This window comes from Rhizobium sp. CB3171 (genome assembly GCF_029714265.1).
Taxonomy (GTDB): Bacteria; Pseudomonadota; Alphaproteobacteria; order Rhizobiales; family Rhizobiaceae; genus Rhizobium.
Window position 1 is genome coordinate 3597440 of sequence record NZ_CP121652.1, and the last position, 22392, is coordinate 3619831.

At 61.0% G+C, this 22392-nt stretch carries 21 protein-coding genes; 7 read left to right on the forward strand and 14 right to left on the reverse strand.

What is annotated here, in order from left to right; all coding sequences use genetic code 11:
- Nucleotides 1-32: 32 nt before the first annotated feature.
- The gene (locus QA648_RS17420) at nucleotides 33-1370 is read left to right on the forward strand and encodes an ISNCY family transposase (protein ID WP_283046984.1); all 1338 of its coding nucleotides are present in this window, start codon (nucleotides 33-35) and stop codon (nucleotides 1368-1370) included.
- A gap of 249 nt (nucleotides 1371-1619) precedes the next feature.
- Here QA648_RS17420 and QA648_RS17425 read toward each other — a convergent pair whose 3' ends face one another.
- Nucleotides 1620-2096: a hypothetical protein gene (locus tag QA648_RS17425; RefSeq protein ID WP_104821507.1), complete on the reverse strand. Its 477-nt coding sequence runs from the start codon at nucleotides 2094-2096 to the stop codon at nucleotides 1620-1622.
- A 143-nt stretch (nucleotides 2097-2239) separates the two neighbouring features.
- Between QA648_RS17425 and QA648_RS17430 the strand changes: the two genes are divergently transcribed.
- A complete protein-coding gene (locus tag QA648_RS17430) occupies nucleotides 2240-2875 on the forward strand; it encodes a trimeric intracellular cation channel family protein (protein ID WP_283048309.1) in 636 nt (211 codons plus the stop codon).
- 88 nt (nucleotides 2876-2963) lie between these two features.
- Here the strand turns inward: QA648_RS17430 and irrA are convergent, their stop codons facing one another.
- Entirely contained in the window at nucleotides 2964-3383 is a 420-nt protein-coding gene (irrA, locus tag QA648_RS17435; protein ID WP_104821509.1) for an iron response transcriptional regulator IrrA, read from the reverse strand.
- A 297-nt stretch (nucleotides 3384-3680) separates the two neighbouring features.
- Here irrA and fabA point away from each other — a divergent pair, with 297 nt between their 5' ends.
- The 5 genes from fabA (at nucleotide 3681) to QA648_RS17460 (ending at nucleotide 8273) form a co-directional block, all read left to right on the forward strand.
- On the forward strand, nucleotides 3681-4196 hold the full coding sequence (fabA, locus tag QA648_RS17440) for a 3-hydroxyacyl-[acyl-carrier-protein] dehydratase FabA (RefSeq protein WP_028754668.1): 516 nt from the start codon (nucleotides 3681-3683) through the stop codon (nucleotides 4194-4196).
- A 52-nt stretch (nucleotides 4197-4248) separates the two neighbouring features.
- Nucleotides 4249-5472 carry a beta-ketoacyl-ACP synthase I gene (gene fabB / locus QA648_RS17445; protein ID WP_283048313.1) on the forward strand — a complete coding sequence of 408 codons (1224 nt, stop codon included), beginning with the start codon at nucleotides 4249-4251 and terminating at the stop codon, nucleotides 5470-5472.
- 4 nt (nucleotides 5473-5476) lie between these two features.
- Entirely contained in the window at nucleotides 5477-6283 is an 807-nt protein-coding gene (fabI, locus tag QA648_RS17450) for an enoyl-ACP reductase FabI (protein WP_283048315.1), read from the forward strand.
- 78 nt (nucleotides 6284-6361) lie between these two features.
- Complete coding sequence (locus QA648_RS17455; RefSeq protein WP_283048317.1) at nucleotides 6362-6940, forward strand: GNAT family N-acetyltransferase; 579 nt, start codon at nucleotides 6362-6364, stop codon at nucleotides 6938-6940.
- A gap of 157 nt (nucleotides 6941-7097) precedes the next feature.
- Complete coding sequence (locus QA648_RS17460; protein WP_283048318.1) at nucleotides 7098-8273, forward strand: acyltransferase; 1176 nt, start codon at nucleotides 7098-7100, stop codon at nucleotides 8271-8273.
- A gap of 88 nt (nucleotides 8274-8361) precedes the next feature.
- On the opposite strand, the gene QA648_RS17465 is transcribed toward QA648_RS17460, so the two are convergent.
- The 12 genes from QA648_RS17465 to QA648_RS17520 form a co-directional block, all read right to left on the reverse strand.
- Nucleotides 8362-9378 (reverse strand): class I SAM-dependent methyltransferase, encoded by a 1017-nt coding sequence (locus tag QA648_RS17465; RefSeq protein WP_283048320.1) that lies wholly within the window; start codon nucleotides 9376-9378, stop codon nucleotides 8362-8364.
- A 308-nt stretch (nucleotides 9379-9686) separates the two neighbouring features.
- Nucleotides 9687-11825, reverse strand: a complete 2139-nt coding sequence (pnp, locus tag QA648_RS17470) for a polyribonucleotide nucleotidyltransferase (protein ID WP_104821515.1) — start codon at nucleotides 11823-11825, stop codon at nucleotides 9687-9689.
- 325 nt (nucleotides 11826-12150) lie between these two features.
- Nucleotides 12151-12420, reverse strand: coding sequence for a 30S ribosomal protein S15 (gene rpsO, locus QA648_RS17475; protein WP_283048321.1), 270 nt, complete (start codon nucleotides 12418-12420; stop codon nucleotides 12151-12153).
- A 152-nt stretch (nucleotides 12421-12572) separates the two neighbouring features.
- Nucleotides 12573-13424 carry an alpha/beta hydrolase gene (locus QA648_RS17480; RefSeq protein ID WP_104821517.1) on the reverse strand — a complete coding sequence of 284 codons (852 nt, stop codon included), beginning with the start codon at nucleotides 13422-13424 and terminating at the stop codon, nucleotides 12573-12575.
- Nucleotides 13425-13515: 91 nt separating this feature from the next.
- Nucleotides 13516-14448: a tRNA pseudouridine(55) synthase TruB gene (gene truB, locus QA648_RS17485; RefSeq protein WP_283048324.1), complete on the reverse strand. Its 933-nt coding sequence runs from the start codon at nucleotides 14446-14448 to the stop codon at nucleotides 13516-13518.
- A 15-nt stretch (nucleotides 14449-14463) separates the two neighbouring features.
- On the reverse strand, nucleotides 14464-14877 hold the full coding sequence (gene rbfA / locus QA648_RS17490; protein WP_283048326.1) for a 30S ribosome-binding factor RbfA: 414 nt from the start codon (nucleotides 14875-14877) through the stop codon (nucleotides 14464-14466).
- A 68-nt stretch (nucleotides 14878-14945) separates the two neighbouring features.
- On the reverse strand, nucleotides 14946-15554 hold the full coding sequence (locus QA648_RS17495; RefSeq protein WP_104821520.1) for a hypothetical protein: 609 nt from the start codon (nucleotides 15552-15554) through the stop codon (nucleotides 14946-14948).
- Nucleotides 15555-15703: 149 nt separating this feature from the next.
- On the reverse strand, nucleotides 15704-18445 hold the full coding sequence (gene infB, locus QA648_RS17500) for a translation initiation factor IF-2 (RefSeq protein ID WP_283048327.1): 2742 nt from the start codon (nucleotides 18443-18445) through the stop codon (nucleotides 15704-15706).
- Nucleotides 18446-18546: 101 nt separating this feature from the next.
- Entirely contained in the window at nucleotides 18547-19239 is a 693-nt protein-coding gene (locus QA648_RS17505) for an RNA-binding protein (RefSeq protein ID WP_104821522.1), read from the reverse strand.
- Nucleotides 19236-20846: a transcription termination factor NusA gene (gene nusA, locus QA648_RS17510; RefSeq protein ID WP_283048333.1), complete on the reverse strand. Its 1611-nt coding sequence runs from the start codon at nucleotides 20844-20846 to the stop codon at nucleotides 19236-19238. Before nusA ends, QA648_RS17505 begins: the two co-directional genes overlap by 4 nt.
- 61 nt (nucleotides 20847-20907) lie before the next feature.
- Nucleotides 20908-21513, reverse strand: a complete 606-nt coding sequence (rimP, locus tag QA648_RS17515; RefSeq protein WP_107106459.1) for a ribosome maturation factor RimP — start codon at nucleotides 21511-21513, stop codon at nucleotides 20908-20910.
- A gap of 498 nt (nucleotides 21514-22011) precedes the next feature.
- On the reverse strand, nucleotides 22012-22281 hold the full coding sequence (locus QA648_RS17520) for a cyclase (protein ID WP_283048337.1): 270 nt from the start codon (nucleotides 22279-22281) through the stop codon (nucleotides 22012-22014).
- Between the last annotated feature and the right edge of the window lie 111 nt (nucleotides 22282-22392).

The following is a 22392-nucleotide window of genomic DNA, read 5'->3' on the forward strand; positions in this document are numbered from 1 at the left end:
CGAAGCACAATCTGCAACCGCCGGAGCCGACAATGCGCCAAGAACGCACCGTCCAAGCCAGTATATTCGATGTTTTCGCTACGCACGAGATCGGCCACGAACTGAAGGCGATGTCGCAGTGGCTGGACGAGCATCACGATCTGTTTGGCTTGGTGGGTCGGGATCTGGGTCGGCACGGTGTCAAGCCCACCGGACGGCAAGGGCTGCCGGCCGAGGCAGTGCTGCGTTGCGCATTGCTCAAGCAATACCGGCAGCTGAGCTACCAGGAACTGGCGTTCCATCTCGAGGACTCCGCATCGTTTCGGGCCTTTGCGCGTCTGCCGTGGTCATGGAGCCCGCAAAAGTCAGTGCTGCAAAAGACGATCAGCGCGATCCGACCCGAGACCTGGGAAGCGATCAATCGGGCGCTGCTGTCGAGCGCTCGGCAGGCGAAGCTGGAGGACGGCACGGTCGTGCGGCTGGACAGTACAGTGACCTCAGCACTCATACACGAACCGAGCGACAGCAGCCTGCTGTGGGATGCCGTGCGGGTCATGGTGCGCCTGCTGAAGAAGGCAGATACCTTGGTCGGCGCCGGCCTGGCATGGCGCGATCATTGCCGCGCGGCCAAGAAGCGTGCCCGCAAAATCCAGTTCACACGCGGTCAGCCCAATCGGGCCCGGCTCTACCGTGAGCTGATCGCGATCGCCCGCGCGACCTTGGCATATCTGAAGCAGGCAACCGAGCGACTGGGCGTGGCGAGCAATCCGCTCGTCCAACTCTGGCAGGCCCAGGTTTGCCGCTATCGACCGCTGATCGAACGCATCATCAAACAGAGCGAGCGGCGAGTACTGGCGGGAGAGAAGCTGCCGGCGGGCGAGAAGCTGGTAAGCCTGTTCGAACCCCATGCCGATATCATCGTCAAAGGTAGCCGCGAGACCGAATACGGCCACAAGCTCAACCTGACCACCGGCAGAAGCGGCATGATCCTCGATCTCGTGATCGAGGCGGGTAATCCGCCCGACAGCGAGCGGCTGCTGCCAATGCTGGAGCGCCACATCGCCGTCTATGGACACGCGCCGCGGCAGGCGGCGGCCGACGGCGGCTTTGCCAGTCGCGGCAACCTGGCCACAGCCAAGACCTGGGGCGTTCGCGACATGGCATTCCACAAAAAAGCTGGCCTCAAGGTCGAGGACATGGTCAGAAGCAATTGGGTCTATCGCAAGCTGCGCAACTTCCGCGCCGGTATCGAAGCCGGAATATCATGCCTCAAGCGTGCCTACGGCTTGGCACGCTGCACCTGGCGGGGCCTTGACCACTTCAAGACCTACGTCTGGTCCTCCGTTGTGGCTTACAACCTCGTCCTCTTCACCCGCCTCAAACCGACCTGAACTCCGACTAGCTTTTGGAATTACGCCGTCGCTACCAATGCCGGCCTTCATGGCGTACGCCTCAGCGCCGCCAACTGTATACTGTCCAACAACAAGCGCCCATGATCCTGTCGGTCGCCCTAAACTACTCTCTCCTCCAAGCACAAGCCCTTGTAAACGCGCCGAAATACGTATGTTTGTGGACGGAAACTAACTAGGTGGCCCGGCCCGTAACCACGCGGCACTGGCCCTGAGATGCTCGGCTGACAGCTACTTTTTTGCGACGGTGACGAATTTGACGCCGCGAACGCGGACGGTGATTTCACAAGGATCGCCCTCGGTGCGGTCGCAGAAGCGCGGGTGCATCTTCATGACCAGCACCATGTTGCCGAAGCGCTGGATGAAATCGTAGCCGTAGATCCGTGCCGTGGCGACGAGAATATAGCCGCCTTCGGCGACATGGATATAGAAGTTGTAGGGGCAGCCCTCGTCGGTGCAGTCGGGCCCCTTTTCCCCTTTGCAGGTGATCTCGCCCTCGTTGACGACAAGGTCGGTCAGCGAGTCGTTGTTGATATCCCGCTCCGTGGCGAAGCCGTCACCGAAGCTTGCCTGTCCCTCGCAGCGCTTGGTGAAATGTTCCTTCTCGAAGGCCACCGGATCTTGCACCAGCGATTGCTGCGCTTGCGCCACGACGGGCATGATCACGAGCGCGATGAGATTCAGGATCACGATCAGCAGGGATTTCACCGGGATTTCCTCTTGAATGCGCAGGGCCGGCCGCAGGGGGTGCCGTGGCCGCTCGGATATCTTTACGCCTGCCTGCTTGCGTGGCCCTTGCCGCCGTGATTCACTTTGCCGAAAATCGCGCCGGCACTCTCCTGGAGCCTTAAATGTCGCTTCTTTCGTTTCTCGACTATGCCGGCGTCGCCCTCTTTGCCGCGACCGGCGCGCTCGCTGCCTCGCGCAAGCAGCTCGATCCGATCGGTTTCCTGTTTTTTGCGGCGGTCACCGGTATCGGCGGCGGCACCCTCAGGGATATCGTCCTCGGCCGGGTGCCGGTCTTCTGGGTGTCGAACCCGACCTATATCATCATTTGCGCCATCGTCGGCGTGCTGGTCTTCTTCACGGCACATCTGTTCGAATCGCGCTATCGGCTGCTGATCTGGCTCGATGCGGTCGGCCTGTCCGCCTATTGCGTCATGGGCGCGGCCAAGGGCATGGCGGCGACCGGCTCGCCGACGGTTGCCATCGTCACCGGCGCGCTGACCGCGACCTTCGGCGGCATCCTGCGCGATCTCTTGGCAAATGAGCCCTCGGTGCTGCTGCGGCCGGAAATCTACGTGACCGCGGCGCTGGTGGGGGCAGGCGCCTTCACCGCAGCCAATGCCACCACGATGCCGCTTTATGCCTCGGCGGCACTCGGCGTCGCCGCAGCCTTCGCGGTGCGCGGTGGTGCGCTCTGGTTTGGCTGGACCTTCCCGACCTACCATCATAAGCCCGGCCGGCATCCCGACGATGTGATGTAGTGGGAGGCAGTAGGAATTAGGCGGTAGGCAATAGTGAATGGCTCGAAGGCAATTCTATTGCCTATTGCCTATTGCCTATTGCCTAGCCTTACCGCTGCTTGCGGCGCAGGCGGATGACGACGTCGACATGGGCGATTTCCATGCCCCTTGGCGGTTCCGGCAGGTTGCCGATCGTCAGATTGCTGATCGGAATATCCAGAACTTCGTTCTGGCCTTCGATGAAGAAGTGGTGATGGTCGGACACGTTGGTGTCGAAATAGGTCTTGGTGCTTTCGACGGCGAGAACGCGGATCAGACCGGCCTCGGTGAACTGATGCAGCGTGTTGTAGACGGTGGCGAGCGAAACCGGCACACCGGCGGTGACCGCCTCTTCGTGCAGTTCCTCGACGGTTAAGTGACGGTCGCCCTTGGCGAAGAGAAGGTCGCCAAGGGCGACGCGTTGCCGGGTCGGTCTCAGGCCTGCGCTGCGCAGCCTGGTTTCGATCGCGATTTCGGCCTCTTCCGCCATTCAGGGAACTCCGGATTCCTGATCTCTATAAATCTTTACTAAGCCATATAACTTTTGCACGAATTGCTTTCAATAGTTTCAATAGGGTGGGAAGGCGGTCAAAAGCCGTAAAAATAGGGTTTTTGACGCATTTGCCTCTGGCCGCAGCCCTGGCCTTCCTGTATGCGACCACCACATAACAGTGAAGTGTGTTCGATCGAACGGTGGAATGCGAGCGTCATGCTTGCGCTTCATTTTCTGTCGATCTTACACTAAAGCTTCACATCAATCGGCATTCACCGGGGGAAACGGAACTTTATGACGACGAGACAATCCAGCTTCAACTATGAGGAAATCCTGGCCTGCGGCCGCGGCGAACTGTTCGGCCCGGGCAATGCGCAGCTTCCCCTGCCGCCGATGCTGATGGTCCATCGCATTACAGATATTTCCGAAACCGGTGGCGCCTTCGACAAGGGCTATATCCGCGCCGAATACGACGTGCGTCCCGACGACTGGTACTTCCCTTGCCATTTTGCCGGCAATCCGATCATGCCGGGCTGCCTCGGCCTGGACGGCATGTGGCAGCTCACCGGCTTCTTCCTCGGCTGGCTCGGCGAGCCCGGCCGCGGCATGGCGCTTTCCACCGGCGAAGTGAAGTTCAAGGGCATGGTTCGTCCGGATACCAAGCTTCTCGAATACGGCATCGACTTCAAGCGCGTCATGCGCGGCCGCCTCGTTCTCGGCACCGCCGACGGCTGGCTGAAAGCGGATGGCGAAGTCATTTATCAGGCGACAGACCTGCGTGTAGGCCTGTCAAAAGACAAGACTGCCTGAGCTGCGGCACCGCCGCCCCACAAAGACAGAGCTTTTAGAAAAGGTCATCGACATGAGACGGGTAGTAGTTACGGGTCTGGGTATTGTCTCTTCGATTGGAAACGATGCGCAGGAAGTCACCGCCTCGCTGCGCGAAGCCAAGTCGGGCATTTCTTTTTCCTCCGATTTCGCCGAACACGGTTTCAAGTGCCAGGTCTGGGGTTCGCCGAAGATCGACACGACGGATCTGGTCGACCGCCGCGCCATGCGCTTCCTGTCGCAGGGCGGCGCCTGGAACCACGTCGCCATGAAGCAGGCGATCGCCGACAGCGGCCTCGAAGAAAGCGACATCAGCAATGAGCGCACCGGCATCATCATGGGTTCCGGCGGCCCGTCCACCCGCACGCTGATCGAAGCCGCCGATATCACCCGCAAGAACAACAGCCCGAAGCGCATCGGCCCCTTCGCCGTTCCGAAGTCGATGTCGTCGACCGCCTCGGCAACGCTCGCCACCTGGTTCAAGATCCACGGTGTCAACTATTCCATCTCGTCTGCCTGCTCGACCTCGGCGCACTGCATCGGCAATGCCGCCGAGATGATCCAATGGGGCAAGCAGGACGTCATGTTCGCCGGCGGCCACGAGGATCTAGACTGGACCATGTCGAACCTCTTCGACGCCATGGGCGCCATGTCCTCTGACTTCAACGAGAACAATCCGGAAACCGCCTCGCGCGCCTATGATGCCAAGCGTGACGGCTTCGTCATCGCCGGCGGTGCCGGCGTGCTGGTCCTGGAAGAGCTTGAGCATGCCAAGGCGCGCGGTGCGAAGATCTACGCCGAAATCGTCGGCTATGGCGCCACCTCTGATGGTTACGACATGGTCGCTCCATCGGGCGAGGGGGCTGTGCGCTGCATGCGTCAGGCACTCGCGACCGTAAAGGGCGACATCGATTACATCAACACTCACGGCACCTCGACGCCGGTCGGCGACAGCAAGGAAATCGGCGCCATCCGCGAGGTTTTCGGCAGCAACATCCCGCCGATCCAGTCGACCAAATCGCTGACGGGCCATTCGCTCGGCGCAGCCGGCGTGCAGGAATCGATCTATTCGATCCTGATGATGCAGGAGCGCTTCATCGGCGAAAGCGCTCATATCACCGAACTCGACCCGGAATTCGAAGGTGTGCCGATCGTGCGCAAGCGCATCGACAATGCCAAGATCGACACGGCTCTTTCCAATTCCTTCGGCTTCGGTGGCACCAACGCCACGCTCGTATTCCAGCGCTATAACGGATAAAGCAATGACGGGAATCATGCAGGGTAAGCGCGGCCTCATCATGGGCGTCGCAAACAATCATTCCATTGCTTGGGGTATTTCGAAGGCTCTTGCGGCCGAAGGCGCGAGCCTTGCCTTTACGTTCCAGGGCGAAGCTCTCGGCAAGCGCGTCAAGCCGCTCGCCGCCGAACTCGGCTCCGATTTCCTTCTGCCTTGCGATGTCGAGGATATCGCCTCCGTCGATTCCGTCTTCGAGGAGATCAGGGAGCGCTGGGGCAGGCTGGATTTCATCGTCCACGCCATCGGCTTTTCCGACAAGAACGAGCTGAAGGGGCTCTATGCCAATACCACGCGCGATAATTTCACGCGCACCATGGTGATCTCCTGCTTCTCCTTCACCGAGATCGCCAAGCGCGCCGCCGACCTGATGGTCGAAGGCGGCAGCATGCTGACTTTGACCTATAACGGCTCGACGCGGGTTATCCCGAACTATAACGTCATGGGCGTCGCCAAGGCGGCTCTGGAAGCCTCCGTGCGCTATCTCGCCGCCGACTACGGCCCGCGCGGCATCCGCGTCAACGCCATCTCGGCCGGCCCGATCCGCACGCTCGCCGGCGCCGGCATTTCCGACGCCCGCGCCATTCTTTCTTGGAACCAGCGCAACGCGCCGCTGCGCAAGTCGGTCACCATCGACAATGTCGGCTCATCGTCGCTCTATCTCCTGTCGGATCTGTCGGCAGGCGTCACCGGCGAAATTCATTTTGTCGATGCCGGCTACAACATCACCTCGATGCCGACGCTGGAAACGCTGTCGAGCGCGGACGCCGAATAATTTCCGCTCGGAATTGTCCCCCGCCGCCATCGGCTGTGGGGGATATGTTTCTCGGGAATATTGTCACCGGGATCCGCGATGACGTTCGACAAGGCTGAACCCCTCGCATTCACCGTACGTCTCATTCTCCGCAGCTTCGTGCCGGAGGATTTCGAGGCTTACAGCGCCTATCGTTCCCAGCCAGCCATTTACCGCTTCCTCTACAGCGACCCGCCATCCGCGCAGGAGATGCGGGAGCGTTTCGACGCCAGCTTGAACACGCGCCTGTCGGAAGATGGCGATATCCTGCGCTGTGCCGTCATGAGAAGCGAGGATGACGCCCTGCTGGGCCAGGTCAGCCTTAAGCTTGCCAGCAAAGCCGCCCTTCAGGCCGAGGTCGGCTATATCTTCAATCCGGCCTATGCCGGCAAAGGATATGCGACCGAGGCCGTGCGGGCCATCATCACGCTCGGCTTCGATAGGTTCGGCTTCCACCGGATTTTTGCACGGCTGGACACGAAAAACACCGGATCCGTCGGCGTTGTCGAACGGCTCGGCCTGCGGCGCGAGGCGCATCTGATTGAAAACGACCGCTTCAACGGCGTTTGGGGTGACGAATATATCTATGCGGTTCTCCGCCGCGAATGGACCTCGAGGGCACCGAATCGGGCGCGTTAATCTCCATTCGATAAGATTTTACGAAAATTTTAGGTTAATTCTATCTTGCCGGGGATGGCCCGTTACGGCTGGCCGGAATTCCGATACAAGACAGGCATTCAACAGTATTTCCTGCATGTCCATCGGTATTCACTAGCCATTTACGGGAACCCCAGCCGTGAACACCATAACTGTTGCCAGTTCCAAGCCGCTCGATCCATTGGACGAGACGGTATCGCTTGAAGCCGCCGCCGCCGCAAGGGCATTGGGGCCGGATATATTGCGTGCGCTTGCCATCCTGCTTGTCATGCTCGTGCATCTGCCGGCGGAAGCGACCCCGCTGCCGCTCGCCGGGATCAGGCCCTATGGCTGGATTGGCGTCGACATATTCTTCGTGCTCAGCGGCTATCTCATCGGCACTCAGCTACTGACCGAAGTGGTGCGCCATGGTCGCGTGCATCTGAAATCCTTTTATCTGCGTCGCGCTTTCCGGATCCTGCCGGCATTCTTCGTGGTGCTGGCCATCTACACCGTCTTCCCCATTCTGCGCGACGCGCCGACCATGCAATCGGCCTGGCGCTTTGCGACCTTTACCGTCAATTTCCGGCTTGATCCCCGATATGGTGGGGCGTTCACCGAGGCTTGGTCGCTGAGCGTCGAGGAGCATTTCTATCTCGCCCTGCCGGTTCTCATCATTTTGTTGAAGCGGCGCGTAACAGTGGTTTTCGGTGCTTTTCTGGTCGCGACGATCGTGATGGCCGGCATGGCTCTGAGGTTTGCGCTTTGGCTGAGTGAGGTCGGACCGGCTGCTGAAATGCAGGCCTACAGGGCGGCGCTGGCCGTCTATCTCAGGGATGTCTATTATCCGACTTACAATCGATTGGACGGACTGACCTTTGGCGTCGTTCTCGCAGCAATCCGGCTGTTCAAGCCGCTGCTTTGGGAAAGGTATATGCCGCCATACATCGCGCTCAGTATAGGCAGCCTGTTCGTGATAGTGGCTCTCGTGATCTTTTCCGTCCGCGGGCCGTTTGCTGAAACCAATTTGCCGCTTGTACTTCAGCCTCTTCCAGGCGCGGTCGTCGGCTTTCCGCTTTTCTCGGCGGGAGTGGCGTTCATTCTTGGCGCACTGCTGGACCTGCAGCCCAGGATCGCGCGCTGGCATCTTCCGGCCATATCGGGTATCGCCACGCTCTCCTACAGCCTCTATCTGACCCATAAGGGCGTCTACCATCTCGACCAGATGGCGTCGGCAAGGACAATCTTCAGGGGCTCTCGGGCTTCGTCATCTATTTCGCCACCTGTTTCATCGTGGCGGCGACGCTCTGGTTTCTCGTCGAAAGAAACTTCCTGACCCTGCGCGATCACCTGATGCCCCGCTCGAGCCGAACCGGCTAAATCCTTCGCATATAAAAAGGCGGCCGATTGGCCGCCTTTGTCGTTTACTTCTTCGCCCACAGCACCTTGAAGCGAGCATTGCGGCAGGTCTCGCCATGCTCGCGGAAATTCTCCGCCAGCACCGGCTCGTAGGGCAGGCCGCGATTGGCGACCAGCATCAGGCGGCCGCCGCCGCGCAGTGCCGAGGATGCCGCCTTGATCATCGCCTGGCCGAGCGAAGGCTCGGCAGCATGGCCCTCGTGAAAGGGCGGGTTCATGATCACCAGATCGTATTTGTCCTTGACCGGCTCGCTTGCCAGATCGTGCCAGAAGAAGCGCTGGGCGACCTTCGGGCAGTTTTCCAGGAGATTGGCGCGGGCGGCCTCCAGCGCTGCGTAGTGGGCCTCGTAGAGGTCCAGGCGCGCGATCCGCGGCGATCTGGTCGCCAGTTCCACCGAGAGATAGCCCCAGCCGGCGCCGAAATCGGCGGCGTCGCCGGAAAAATCGGTCGGCAGGCGCGATGCCAGCAATTCGGAGCCGGCGTCGATGCGATCATGCGAGAACATGCCGGCAGCGGTGGTGAACCGGCCTTCGATGCGTGTGGCGGGCTTTGCCAATTGCGCTGTCAGAGCAGCGGTGTCTGCCGGCCGCGTAAACCAGAACGCCACGCCATGATATTTCGGCATGTGCTCGACATCCAGGCCAAAACTTTCGATGCGCTTGCGCAGCGGCTGAATGCCGTCTTCCTTGCCACCGGCGACGACGATCAGCCCGCCCGCCTTCACGCGTTTCAGCGCTTCGGCGATATGGGCTTCGTTCTCGCCCTTATGCTTGGTGCAGAGCACCAGCGCGCCATCATAATCCTCGTCCTCGATCTGCGGCGTCACATTGACGCGCTGCGCCTGAAGCTGGCGATAAAAGGGACGGAAACCTTGTACGGCGGAAAGCTCGGCGGCAAAGCCGTCGGGCAGCGAAAAGCCGGCCTCGGCGCCGAGAAACAGGATTCGCTTACCCTCGCCGGGCGCGTCGACAGTGCCGGAGGCAAAGGGATGGAACAGGGTCTTCAGGGCATCGCGGCTCATGGGCATGGTCTCGTCATGGGAGTGGGTTTCGTCTGTCGGATATGCGCGCAGTTCTCGACCTCATGCTTGCCCCTCACCCTAGCCCTCTCCCCGTTGGGACGGGGAGAGGAGACGACAGAGCAAAACAACATGCCTCAATTTGGCTGAGGGCGATCATCGAGCACGGTCGTTATCCCTCTTCCCGCATGCGGGGAGAGGGCTAGGGTGAGGGGCCGGGCACGCAGTATCAGCAAGGGCGGCCGGCGGCATTCAATATAAAAAGGGCGCGGAAAAGATCCCGCGCCCCGGAACATGAGTGAAGGCGGGGCTTATTCGGCCGCGTCGTCCTTCTTCTTTTCAGCAGCGATTTCCTGGCCGGTCGCCTGGTCGACAACCTTCATGGACAGGCGGACTTTGCCGCGCTCGTCGAAGCCGAGCAGCTTGACCCAGACCTTGTCGCCTTCCTTGACGACATCGGTCGTCTTGGCAACGCGCTCGGAAGCGAGCTGCGAGATGTGGACGAGGCCGTCGCGGGCGCCGAAGAAGTTGACGAAAGCGCCGAAGTCGGCGGTCTTGACAACAGTACCTTCGTAGATCTGGCCGACTTCCGGTTCAGCGACGATCGAGTGGATCCACTTGCGGGCCGCTTCGATTTCCTTGCCGGAGGACGAGGCGATCTTGACGGTGCCGTCGTCTTCGATGTTGATCTTCGCGCCGGTCTTTTCGACGATTTCGCGGATGACCTTGCCGCCGGAGCCGATGACTTCGCGGATCTTGTCGACCGGGATATTCATGACTTCGATGCGCGGTGCGAATTCGCCGAGCTGGCCGCGGCTTTCGGAGATGGCCTTGGACATTTCGCCGAGGATGTGCAAACGGCCGCTCTTCGCCTGGTTCAGGGCGACATTCATGATCTCTTCGGTGATGCCTTCGATCTTGATGTCCATTTGCAGCGCGGTGATGCCGGCTTCCGTGCCGGCGACCTTGAAGTCCATGTCGCCGAGGTGGTCTTCGTCACCGAGGATGTCGGAAAGGACGGCGAAACGCTCTTCTTCCTTGATCAAGCCCATGGCAATACCGGCGACCGGCTTTGCCAGCGGTACGCCGGCATCCATCAGCGCCAGCGAGGTGCCGCAAACGGTCGCCATCGAGGAGGAACCGTTGGATTCGGTGATTTCGGAAACGACGCGCAGCGTGTAGGGGAACTGCTCTGCCGTCGGCAGCATCGGATGGACAGCGCGCCAGGCGAGCTTGCCATGGCCGATTTCGCGGCGGCCCGGAGAACCCATGCGGCCGGTTTCGCCGACCGAGTAGGGCGGGAAGTTGTAGTGCAGCATGAAGTTTTCTTTGTACATGCCGGTCAGGCTGTCGACATACTGCTCGTCTTCGCCGGTGCCGAGCGTGGCAACGACGATCGCCTGCGTTTCACCGCGGGTGAAGAGGGCCGAGCCGTGCGTGCGCGGCAGCAGGCCGACTTCAGCGAGGATCGGGCGGACCGTCTGCAAGTCGCGGCCGTCGATGCGGCTGGACGTGTCGAGGATGTTCCAACGAACGATCTTCGCCTGCAGATGCTTGAAGATGGCGCCGACTTCTTCAGCCGTGTACTTGGCTTCGCCTTCCTCGGGAAGGAAGTGTGCCTTCACCTTGGCCTTGACGGCGTCGACGGCGGCGTAACGATCGGCCTTCTGAGTGATCTTGTAGGCTTCGCGCAGTTCGGCTTCGGCAAGGCCCAGCATTTCGGTTTCGAGCGCGGAGAAATCGTCCGGCGTGAAATCGCGGGGTTCCTTGGCGGCAACTTCGGCGAGCTTGATAATCGCGTCGATCACCGGCTGGAAGCCGCGATGACCGAACATGACAGCGCCGAGCATGACGTCTTCCGGCAGTTCCTTGGCTTCGGACTCGACCATCAGAACAGCTTCCTGCGTGCCGGCGACGACGAGATCGAGGCTCGATTCCTCCATCTCGTCGAGATGCGGGTTGAGCACGTATTCGCCGTTGATGTAGCCGACGCGGGCGCCGCCGATCGGGCCCATGAACGGAACGCCGGAGAGCGTCAGCGCTGCCGAGGTGGCAACCATCGACAGGATATCTGGGTTGTTTTCGAGGTCATGCTGGATGACGGTGACGACAACCTGGGTGTCGTTCTTGTAGCCTTCCGGGAAGAGCGGGCGGATCGGACGGTCGATCAGGCGGGAAACGAGGGTTTCGTTTTCGCTCGGGCGTCCTTCGCGCTTGAAATAGCCGCCGGGGATCTTGCCGGCTGCATAGGTCTTTTCCTGGTAGTTGACGGTGAGCGGGAAGAAATCCTGGCCCGGCTTCGGCGACTTGGCGGAAACGACGGTGGCGAGAACGACGGTCTCGCCGTAGGTGGCGATGACGGCGCCATCGGCCTGGCGGGCGATCTTGCCGGTCTCGAGCTTCAGCGGGCGGCCGGCCCACTCGATTTCGACGGTATGGATATCGAACATATCTTGTCCTTGCGTAGTGCGGGAAAAGGCGCCGTCGTCCATCGATTGGCAAGGCGCATCTTCAACCGCACGAAATGTGACGCATCACGGGCAAGACAACGAGAGGCTTTCGAAGATCGGCCGAAGCATGAAGCTTCGGCTGAAAGCATCCGGCAATCCTGCCCCATGACAGGTCAACGGTTGGTGTTGGCAGAACCGGCCCATCCGGCCTGCCGGCTGTCTCACATCGCGCAAGCGGAAAGCGCGACGGAACACGTTTGACGGGTTTCAAACCCTTCATAAGCATCCGGCGGACGTTCACGCGAACGCCCGCCGGAAAATTCGATTAGCGACGGATACCGAGGCTGGAGATCAGCTTGGTATAACGGCCTTCGTCCTTCTTCTTGAGATAGTCAAGAAGCGAGCGCCGGCTGGAAACCATCGTCAGGAGGCCACGGCGGGAGTGATTATCCTTCTTGTGGTCCTTGAAGTGGTTGGTGAGGTTGTTGATGCGCTCGGTCAGGATCGCAACCTGGACTTCCGGAGAACCGGTGTCGCTTTCGGCGGTAGCGTATTCCTTGATCAGCGCAGCCTTGCGCTCAGCAGTAATCGACATCGGATGGTCCTTTCTATGAGAGGAAATAATGTCGCCAAACGCCGGGATGTCGTCCAGCATTGGCCGCGAATGCAATCGGGCAGGCCCGATGCTGGCGCTGCCTATAAACCAAATGAGCGACAATGGAAAGAGGGTTCTCCCTGAGGCGCTTTTCAGCGCCCCGCCATGGCATTCCGGATCAGCGCATCGTAACCCTTGGGATCCTGCAGCATGGCGAAATGGCTGACGTCTTTCAGGATGACGAGCTTCGCTCCCGGAATCTCCTTCGCCATCATCTGCGTATGGTCTAGCTTGACCGCCTCGTCATGGTCGCCGATGGCAAGCGTGACCGGCACCGTGATCTTTCCAAGGTCGGCGGCCGTCCATGTCGGTTGCGTGGCCCACATCTGCGAGAGTTGCTTGACAAAGGCATCGTATTCGTTCGGCGTCGGTGACAGTTTCTTGTAATACTCGCCGGCGACATTGATGTATTCGTTGAACGTCTTGTTGCTCATGACGTCAGGCTTTACGCCGTCGGTGGTGACATTTGCCGCTTGAGCGATCACGCGTGTCAGCTTGTCGGGGTATTTCATCGCCATGTCGATGCCGATAATGCCGCCATCCGACCATCCGACCAGCGTCACCTTGCCAATCTTCAGATAGTCGAGCAGCGCGGCGTAGTCCGAGGTCATCAGGTCGTAGCCGAAGGGCTGCTGGCTGCGCGTTGAGCGGCCATGCCCGCGGCTGTCGGCAACGATGACCAGATGATCCCTCGCGAAATCGGCAACCTGATGGCCCCAGACGTCGGCGTTCCCAAGTCCGCCATGGATGAAGAGGATTGGGTCGCCCGCACCGTATTCGGCATAATACATCTTGATGTCATTGACATCGGCCATGCCGCTCGTCTTCGGCTGCGGCATTGGCGGAAAAGCCGGCAGCCCGGCCCAGCGCTCGGCGGAATTCGCGCTCGCTGCTGTGAGGAACAACGAAAGGACTGCCAGTATTCCGATGGTAATTCTGCGCATGTTCTCTCCCCTGAGGGCCGTTATGGCCCGTCGGGGAGCATATCGCATCGCCAATTACCCGCAATAGCTGTATCTTTCGGCTGGCCGAATGTCAGCCGAACACGCGCTTCGGCCGGAATTCGCCCTGTCCGATCTCGCCGATGGCGATCAGCTTGCCGCGCGCCGTCGCATAGGCCTCGCTCTCGGCCACCGGCGCGTCGCGCCCACGCACGAGAATGGGATTGCCCATCTTCAGGCGATGCGCCTGGTCGTCGTTGATGACGAGATGCGGCAGTGCCGACAGCGCTTCCGCCGTATCGATCAACAGAGCATCGAGAGCGGCGAGCCGTTCGTCCGCATCCTCGATTGCCTCGAGCGCGACGAGATTAGCGAGCGGCACCATCGTCTCTTCGGCGAAGGGCGCGACGAAGCTGCGGCGCAGGCCGGAAATATGGCCATAGCAGCCTAGATCGCGGCCGAAATCGCGCGCGAGGGCCCGAACGTAAGTACCCTTGCCGCATTCCACTTCGAAATGCGCCGTGTTGGCATCGGGGCAGGCGAGCAGCGTCAGACGGAAAATTTCCACCTCGCGTGACGGAATCTCGACCGTTTCACCATCGCGGGCCAGATCATAGGCGCGCTCGCCGGCGATCTTGATCGCCGAAAACTGCGGCGGGATCTGGTGGATGACGCCCGTATATTTCGGCAGCAGCGCGCGAATATCCTCTTCGCTCGGACGCTTGTCCGAAGTCGCGGTCACTTCGCCTTCGAGGTCGTCCGTGGCGCGTTCTTCGCCCCAGGTGACGGTGAATTCATAGATCTTGCGGCCGTCCATGACGTAGGGAACGGTCTTGGTGGCGTCGCCAAGCGCGATCGGCAGCATGCCGGAGGCGAGCGGATCGAGCGTGCCGGCATGGCCCGCCTTCTGCGCCTTGAACAGCCACTTGATCTTCGAAACGGCCTCTGTCGAGCCGAAGTCCACCGGCTTGTCGAGGATGAGCCAGCCGGAAATCGGGCGGCCTTTGGGCTTGCGTGGTTTGGACATTCTCTGTCTCTGTTATCAGTCTTTGTCGGTATCGGTATCGCCGTCTTCGAGATCGCGTTGGACCTCCGGCGAACGCAACAGCGCATCGATTTTCTGGTAGTTGTCGAAGCTGGTATCGTCGCGGAAACGGACTTCGGGCATGTACTTCATCTGGCGAAGCTGCGGGCCGAGACGGCCGCGGATATATTTCGCGTGGCGGTTCAGCGCCTCGATGACGGCGCCGTGGTCGGAGACGCCGAGCGGGGTCACGAAGGCGGTGGCGATCTTCAGATCCGGCGACATCCGCACTTCGGAAATGGAGATCACGGTGCGCTCGATCAGGTCGTCGCGCACTTCGCCGCGCTGCAGAACCTGCGTGATCGCTGAGCGCACCTGCTCGCCGACGCGAAGCATGCGCTGCGAAGGCGCGGAAGAAGTTGGTCTGGTCATGGTTGTTCCGTTAGCAGCGTCCCTTGGACGCGATAAAGCGGGTCAAATGACTCGATCCGGCGCAAAGGTCAAGGCTGGACAGGGTTTGCGGCCCGCCAGAAGCCGAGAATCCTTGCGAAAGCGGCGTCCTGTTCGGCCTGATCGGCAAAAGCGGATACCGGGATATAGGTGACGAAGGATTCGAGGTCGAATTCGATACGGTCGTTTCGGCGCCCAATATCTTGGATCTCCGACCAGGCAAGCCACATCGATGAGGCCTGCGTGTTCCATGATGCGCCTTCAGGGGTGATGACTACGGTGATCGTGATGTTTGGGCGAATGCGCGATTGCATCGCTGCCAGGCGTCGAGCTGCCAGCCAGCGGAAATAAGGGACCAGGACGACATAGAGAATCAGGGTCGGCACCAACCAGATAAACGCGATGTCGCCCGTATCGATTGACGCTGGTAGCTCGAAAATAGGAATGAAAAGATCGTTGCGCAGGAAATAGAAGAGCGCCGGCACGCCAGCGCCGCAGCCGATCGCCAACAAGAGGGCCCAGCCCAATTTGCCGTAGCGGCTCACAGCGCGGCGAGCGGTAAAGCGGCGTCCAGTTTCCTGCATGACGGCGACATGATCGCTTGGCTGACGGACGAAGGATATAGCGATCCGGTCATCGCTTTCAGGCATTGCCGTCATCTCGACGCTTCTTCCTGTTCTTTGGTTCGTTCCAGGCACGGTGCACAGCGGCTTTACTTGCGAGGTCGTTTAAAACAAAAGACTTAGCCCTCAAAGAAAAACCGCCGGTTTCGGCCGGCGGTTTTGATATCTGGCAAATCGAAGATTGCTTAGAGCGTACGGGTAATATGCTCGACGCGGAAGCATTCGATCGTATCGCCAACGCGAATGTCTTCGTAGTTTTCGAACGCCATACCGCATTCCTGGCCGACATTGACTTCGGAGACTTCGTCCTTGAAGCGCTTGAGCGTCTTGAGCTTGCCTTCGTGGATGACGACGTTGTCGCGCACCAGACGAACGCCAACGCCACGCTCGACCTTGCCTTCGGTGACGCGGCAACCCGCGACCTTGCCGACCTTCGTGATGTTGAACACCTCGAGGATCTCGGCATTGCCGAGGAAGGTTTCGCGACGTTCCGGAGACAGGAGGCCCGACATCGCCGCCTTCACGTCATCGACGAGATCGTAGATGATGTTGTAGTAGCGGATTTCGATACCCTGACGTTCGGCGAACTGACGTGCCTGCGCATTGGCGCGGACGTTAAAGCCGATGATCGCCGCATTGGAGGCTTCGGCCAACGACACATCCGACTCTGTGATCCCGCCTGCGCCCGAATGGACGATCCGGGCACGAACTTCGTCGGTGCCAAGCTTGTCGAGTGCGCCAGCGATTGCTTCGATCGAGCCCTGCACGTCGCCTTTGATGACCAGCGGGAATTCCTTCACGCCGACAGCCTGGAGCTGGGTCATCATCTGTTCGAGCGAGCCGCGCTGACCGGACTGGCGGGCAGCCGCCTTGTCGCGCGCCAGACGCTGGCGGTATTCGGAAATCTCGCGAGCGCGGCTTTCGCTTTCGACGACCGCGAACTTGTCGCCTGCCGCCGGTGTGCCCGACAGACCGAGAACCTCGACCGGGGTTGCCGGCGTTGCTTCCTTCACATGCTCGCCCTTGTCGTTGACCAGAGCGCGTACGCGGCCCCACTGATCGCCGGCAACGACGATCTGGCCCGGACGCAGCGTGCCCTTCTGCACGAGGACGGTGGCGACGGAGCCGCGGCCGCGATCGAGCTGGGCTTCGATGACGGTGCCTTCCGCCGTGCGGTTCGGATTGGCCTTGAGATCAAGGATTTCTGCCTGCAGCAGGATGGCTTCCAGCAGCTTGTCGAGGTTGGTGCGGTTCTTCGCGGAAACTTCCACGTCGAGCACTTCACCGCCCATGGATTCGACGAAGACTTCGTGCTGCAGCAGTTCCGTGCGGACCTTCTGCGGATTGGCTTCGTGCTTGTCGATCTTGTTGATCGCCACGATGATCGGAACACCCGCCGCCTTGGCGTGGTTGATCGATTCGATCGTCTGCGGCATCACGCTGTCGTCGGCTGCCACCACCAGGATGGCGATGTCGGTCGCCTGGGCACCACGGGCACGCATCGCCGTGAAGGCGGCGTGGCCGGGCGTGTCGATGAAGGTGATCTTCTGGCCGTTCTGCTCGACCTGATAGGCGCCGATATGCTGGGTGATGCCACCGGCTTCGCCGGCCACCACGTTGGCGTGGCGGATGGCGTCAAGCAGCGAGGTCTTGCCGTGGTCGACGTGGCCCATGATGGTGACGACGGGCGGGCGGGAAATCAGTTCGCCATCCTCGTCGGCAACATTGAAGATGCCCTGTTCGATATCGGATTCCGAGACGCGCTTGACCGTATGGCCGAATTCGCCGGCGATGAGCTCGGCCAGGTCGGCGTCGATAACGTCGCCCGGCTTCATCATCTGGCCTTCCTTCATCAGGAACTTGATGACGTCGACGGCGCGTTCGGACATGCGCTGCGACAGTTCCTGAATAGTGATGGTCTCCGGCAGCACGACTTCACGCGAGATCTTCTCGCGCGTTTCCTGCATCTGGCTGCGGCGGAACTTTTCCTGGCGGCGGCGCATGGCCGAAAGCGAGCGGCCACGGGCATTGCCGTCTTCGTCGACATCGGCCGTCGTCACCGTCAGCTTGCCGCGGCGGCGGTCATCGTCGGTCTTCGGACGCGTGGTGACAGGCTTTGCCGGTTCAGGGCGCACGAGCTTCCCGCGTACCGGGCCGCCACGCGACGGGCCGCGATCGTCTTCCTCTTCATTGACCCGGCGGCGGCTGACCGGTGTTTCCGTGGCAGCAGCGCCGGGGCGCGCAGCCTGGGGAGCCGCATCCGGGCGACGAGCAACGACAGGGGCTGCGGCCGGCTGAACCGCCGGCTTCGGTGCTTCCACCTTGGCTTCGACCGGTGCGGGCGCCTCAACCTTGGCTTCGGCGGCGCGGGCAGCCTCTTCGGCGGCGCGGCGGGCAGCTTCGGCCTGTTCGGCGATGCGGCGTGCTTCTTCTTCCTGCTGGCGGCGAGCCTCTTCCTCGGCGCGGCGGATCGCATCGGCGGCATCGCGAGCCTGGGCTTCGGCCAGTGCGCGGCGCCGCGCATCCATTTCGCCGGCCGATAGATGGTTGAGAACCACCGGACGCGACGAACGATCCTGCTGCGGGCGCTGCTGGTTGTTCTGGTTGGATTGCTGTGGCCGCTGCTGCTGGCTACCCGGCTGATGAATGCGCGGAGCCGGCTGCGGCGGGCGCGGCGGCTGCGGTGTCGGTTCCGCGACGCGCGTTACGGATGCCGTTGCGGCGGCCGTCGTTGTCGTCGGGGTGATCATCGGCTTTTCGTCTTCAGGGCGTAGCGGGCGGCGCTTACGAGTTTCGACCACGACCGCCTTGGTGCGACCGCGGCCCATGTCCTGGCGCACGGTCCCCTGGTTCACGCCTGAAGGCTTCAGGGTGAGGGTCTTCTTACCCGAAACACTCAGCGTCTTGTCGTCTTTACTATCGGTCATTCCGTTCCCGTTCCTTCGGACAGGGTACGGAATCGTCCGTCACACCCTGTCGTTCAATGCATGTACCTTAATGAGGCGTCCGGTATCGACCGGTGACCGCGTCATTGTTTTCGCCGGCCAGCGCCGCCCGTTGCCCGGGACTGACCGCCGTTGCGGTACCGTTCGAGCAGGTTTGCGCGCTTCACTACACCCTCTCCTGCCTGCCCTGCAAGCGCTGCGGCATGGATAAAAGCGTTCTGGCCCATCAGTTCTTCCATTTCCGCCTCCGTGAAGACACGGAATGACGGTATTTCCTCTTCAGTCTCCATGCCAAGATGCCAGGCCTTGCGTGCCTGGTCGATCTTGCGAACGCCGTCGGCGGCGGCATCCATCGCATGGAACACGGCACGTGCCGAGCCGTTGCGAACGGCGCCATCAACCTTCGACGAGCCGCTGACGAACTGGCCCGCCTTGCGCGCCATGTGCATCATCCCGGCAAGTTGCGCCGCAAGAAGGCGGTCGACGGTGGCGCCGAGATCGCTCGGTGCCGTCACCTCCGCCTTCAGGGCGCGGGAGAACATTTTCTTCGCCACTGCCTTGTCCACCAGCGCCCGGTCGAGTTTGACCCAGCATCCGCGTCCCGGCAGTTGCCGCTTCAGATCGGGAACCACGGTCCCATCCGGAGCGGCCACGAAGCGGATCAGCTCGTCCGGCGATCCGCTTTCGCGTGTTACGATGCACATACGGCCATTTGTGCCGTCGCCCGAGAGATCGTCGTCTTCGGGCGGAGCCTTCGGCCCATCTGCGTTTATCATGCTTCCTGCTCGGCCTCGTCCTCGTCCTCCGATGCCTCTTCGGCCTCGGCAGCGAGATCGGCTTCCGTGATCCAACCGGCCAGCAGACGGGCCTGCACGACCATCTGCTCGGCTTCGACGCGCGACACTTCGAGCTTGGAGAACAGGCCTTCGAACTTCTTCGTTTCGCCGTTCTTGCGCTCGGTCCAGCCGACGAGATCGTCAGCGGCGCAGCCGGCGAAGTCCTCGATCGTCTTGATGCCGTCCTCACCGAGGGCGACCATCATCTGTGCGGTCATGCCGTTGATCTGGCGCAGCTCGTCGGAAACGCCGAGCGCCTTGCGCTTCTCGTCCATTTCGGCTTCCAGGCGCTCCAGATATTCGCGGGCGCGGTCCTGGATTTCCTGAGCGGTTTCTTCGTCGAAACCGTCGATGGACGAAATTTCGTCGAGATCGACATAGGCCAGTTCCTCGACGGCGGCAAAGCCTTCCGAAGCCAGAACCTGGCCGACCATTTCGTCAACGTCGAGCGCATCCATGAACAGGTTGGTGCGCTCGTTGAATTCCTTCTGACGGCGCTCGGATTCTTCCGCTTCCGTCATGATGTCAATGTCCCAGCCGGTGAGCTGCGAAGCGAGGCGGACGTTCTGGCCGCGGCGGCCGATGGCGAGCGAAAGCTGCTCGTCCGGAACCACGACTTCGATGCGCTCGGCGTCCTCATCGAGAACGACCTTGGCGACTTCGGCCGGCTGCAGCGCGTTGACGACGAAGTTGGCCGGTTCGTTGGACCAGGGAATGATGTCGATCTTTTCGCCCTGCAGTTCGCCGACGACGGCCTGGACGCGCGAACCACGCATACCAACGCAGGCGCCGACCGGATCGATCGACGAGTCGTTCGAAATGACGGCGATCTTGGCGCGCGAGCCCGGATCGCGGGCAACCGACTTCACCTGGATGATGCCGTCGTAGATTTCCGGCACTTCCATGGTGAAGAGCTTGACCATGAACTGCGGATGCGTGCGCGACAGGAAGATCTGTGGGCCGCGCTGTTCGCGGCGGACGTCGTAGACATAGGCGCGAACGCGGTCGCCATAGCGGAAGTTTTCGCGCGGGATCATTTCGTCGCGGCGGATGATGCCTTCGCCGCGGCCGAGGTCGACGATGACGTTGCCGTATTCGACGCGCTTGACGGTGCCGTTGACGATTTCGCCGACGCGATCCTTGAATTCGTCGAACTGGCGGTCACGCTCGGCTTCGCGCACCTTCTGCACGATGACCTGCTTGGCCGACTGCGCGGCGATGCGGCCGAAATCCATCGGCGGCAGCGGATCGGCGATGAAGTCGCCGAGGGCGGCGTCGGGGTTGCGGTCGCGGGCGAGTTCCAGCGGGATCTGCGTGGAATAGTCCTCGGCCTTTTCGACGACTTCGAGCAGGCGCTGCAGGCGGATTTCGCCGGTCTTCGGGTTGATGTCGGCGCGGATGTTCGACTCCGTGCCATAACGCGAACGCGCGGCCTTCTGAATCGCGTCCGCCATTGCGGCAAGCACGATCTCGCGGTCGATGACCTTTTCGCGCGCCACTGCATCTGCGATCTGCAGAAGTTCTAGCCGGTTCGCACTGACTGCCATTGTCTTTAGTCTCCGTCTTCCTGCCCTGGGGTTCCCGTCCCGTGAGCGGTTCGTTGATCGGTTATTCTTCTTCGTCCGCTTCGTTCTGGTTCGCAGCCTCGGCTTTCGCCAGCTTGTCGGCGCGCAGCGCATCGCGGATGAGATCGTCCGTCAGGATCAGCTTGGCGTCGGCCAGCGTGCTGAACGGAATGGTCACCTTCGGCTCCTCGCCGTAAGCAACCTGGTCGCGCTCGATCGTAAAACCATCGGCGCTGACATCGGCGATCTTGCCGCGGAACCGCTTGCGGTTATCCACCAGGATCGAGGTCTCGCACTTGATGAGATGGCCGATCCAGCGGCTGAAATCCGACTTGCGCACCATCGGGCGGTCGATGCCGGGCGAAGACACTTCCAGATGATACGCTTTATCGATCGGATCTTCCACATCCAGCACCGGCGAAATCGCCGTCGAGACCTCTTCGCAATCCTCAACGGTCATGGTGCCATCGTTGCGCTCGGTCATGATCTGCAATGTCAGGCCGTTCTGATTGAGGAGGCGCGCGCGCACCAAGCGGAAGCCCATGCCGACGAGCACGGGCTCGATGATGGCGGCGATGCGCTGGTCGAGGCCAGTTTCGACGATCAGCCGCGGTTCATTGGCGTTGTCTGCGTTTGTCTCTTCCGACAAGCGTTCACTCCTGCATTGTCCATGCATTGGGAGATCGAGCTAATAAAAAAGAGCGGGTCCTTGCGGCCCACTCTTCATCACACGATCAAGAATTTGATGCCGATATAAGCCCGTTCCCGTCAAATTGCAAGGTCTTCGCGCCGAAACCCGGCTTTGGCGGTTATTTGCGGAATTCTGCGGTAAATACCGCGAAGCCTTCCGAACTCAGCGCATAACGCCATGGCTTGATTCTTTGGCGCAATGATCCGCAAGTGTGCACCATCAGTAGTAAGGCGAGATGCACAACCGTCGTGGACCGTAAGCGCGCATAGCACTAGCGCGCTGCGGAAAGGGCGGCAGCACTTGATTTCCAAGCTGGCGATCGCGCCGGTAAGGTTGACTTTGGTCGCCATTTCCCCCGCAACGGTGCAGTGCTGCACGGCCGACCGCATCGCTGGCGCCTCAAACGATCCGCAGCCAAGCCTCTCCATGCCCTGCGAAAGTCACCTCAACCGGTTTTCAGGCCTTGTTGGTGAACCAAACCGTCGGTGCGCCCAACACGCCTCCCCGGCGCATCGCGGCCCCTAGTTCTTCCAGCTTACCGAAGGCTTGAGCTGCTTCAATCGTGGCAAACTCATGGATGACGGTAACGTCGTTGGGATTGTCGGTGGCTTGAAAGACCGCCTCTGCTGTAACCCCGTTTGCCTTCTGTACGGGCCGAAATTCATCGTATACTTTACGCCAGGCCGCGTAGTCCGAAACGTCGTGCCTTACAAACAGCGTCGTCATCTCATCCTCCCGCTTTTGTATTTTCACGCTGGGACGTCTGGCGTGTCAGCATATCACCGAAGAGACTCTCGCGCTTGAGGAATATCTGGCCGCTCGCGCTTCTGGCGATTT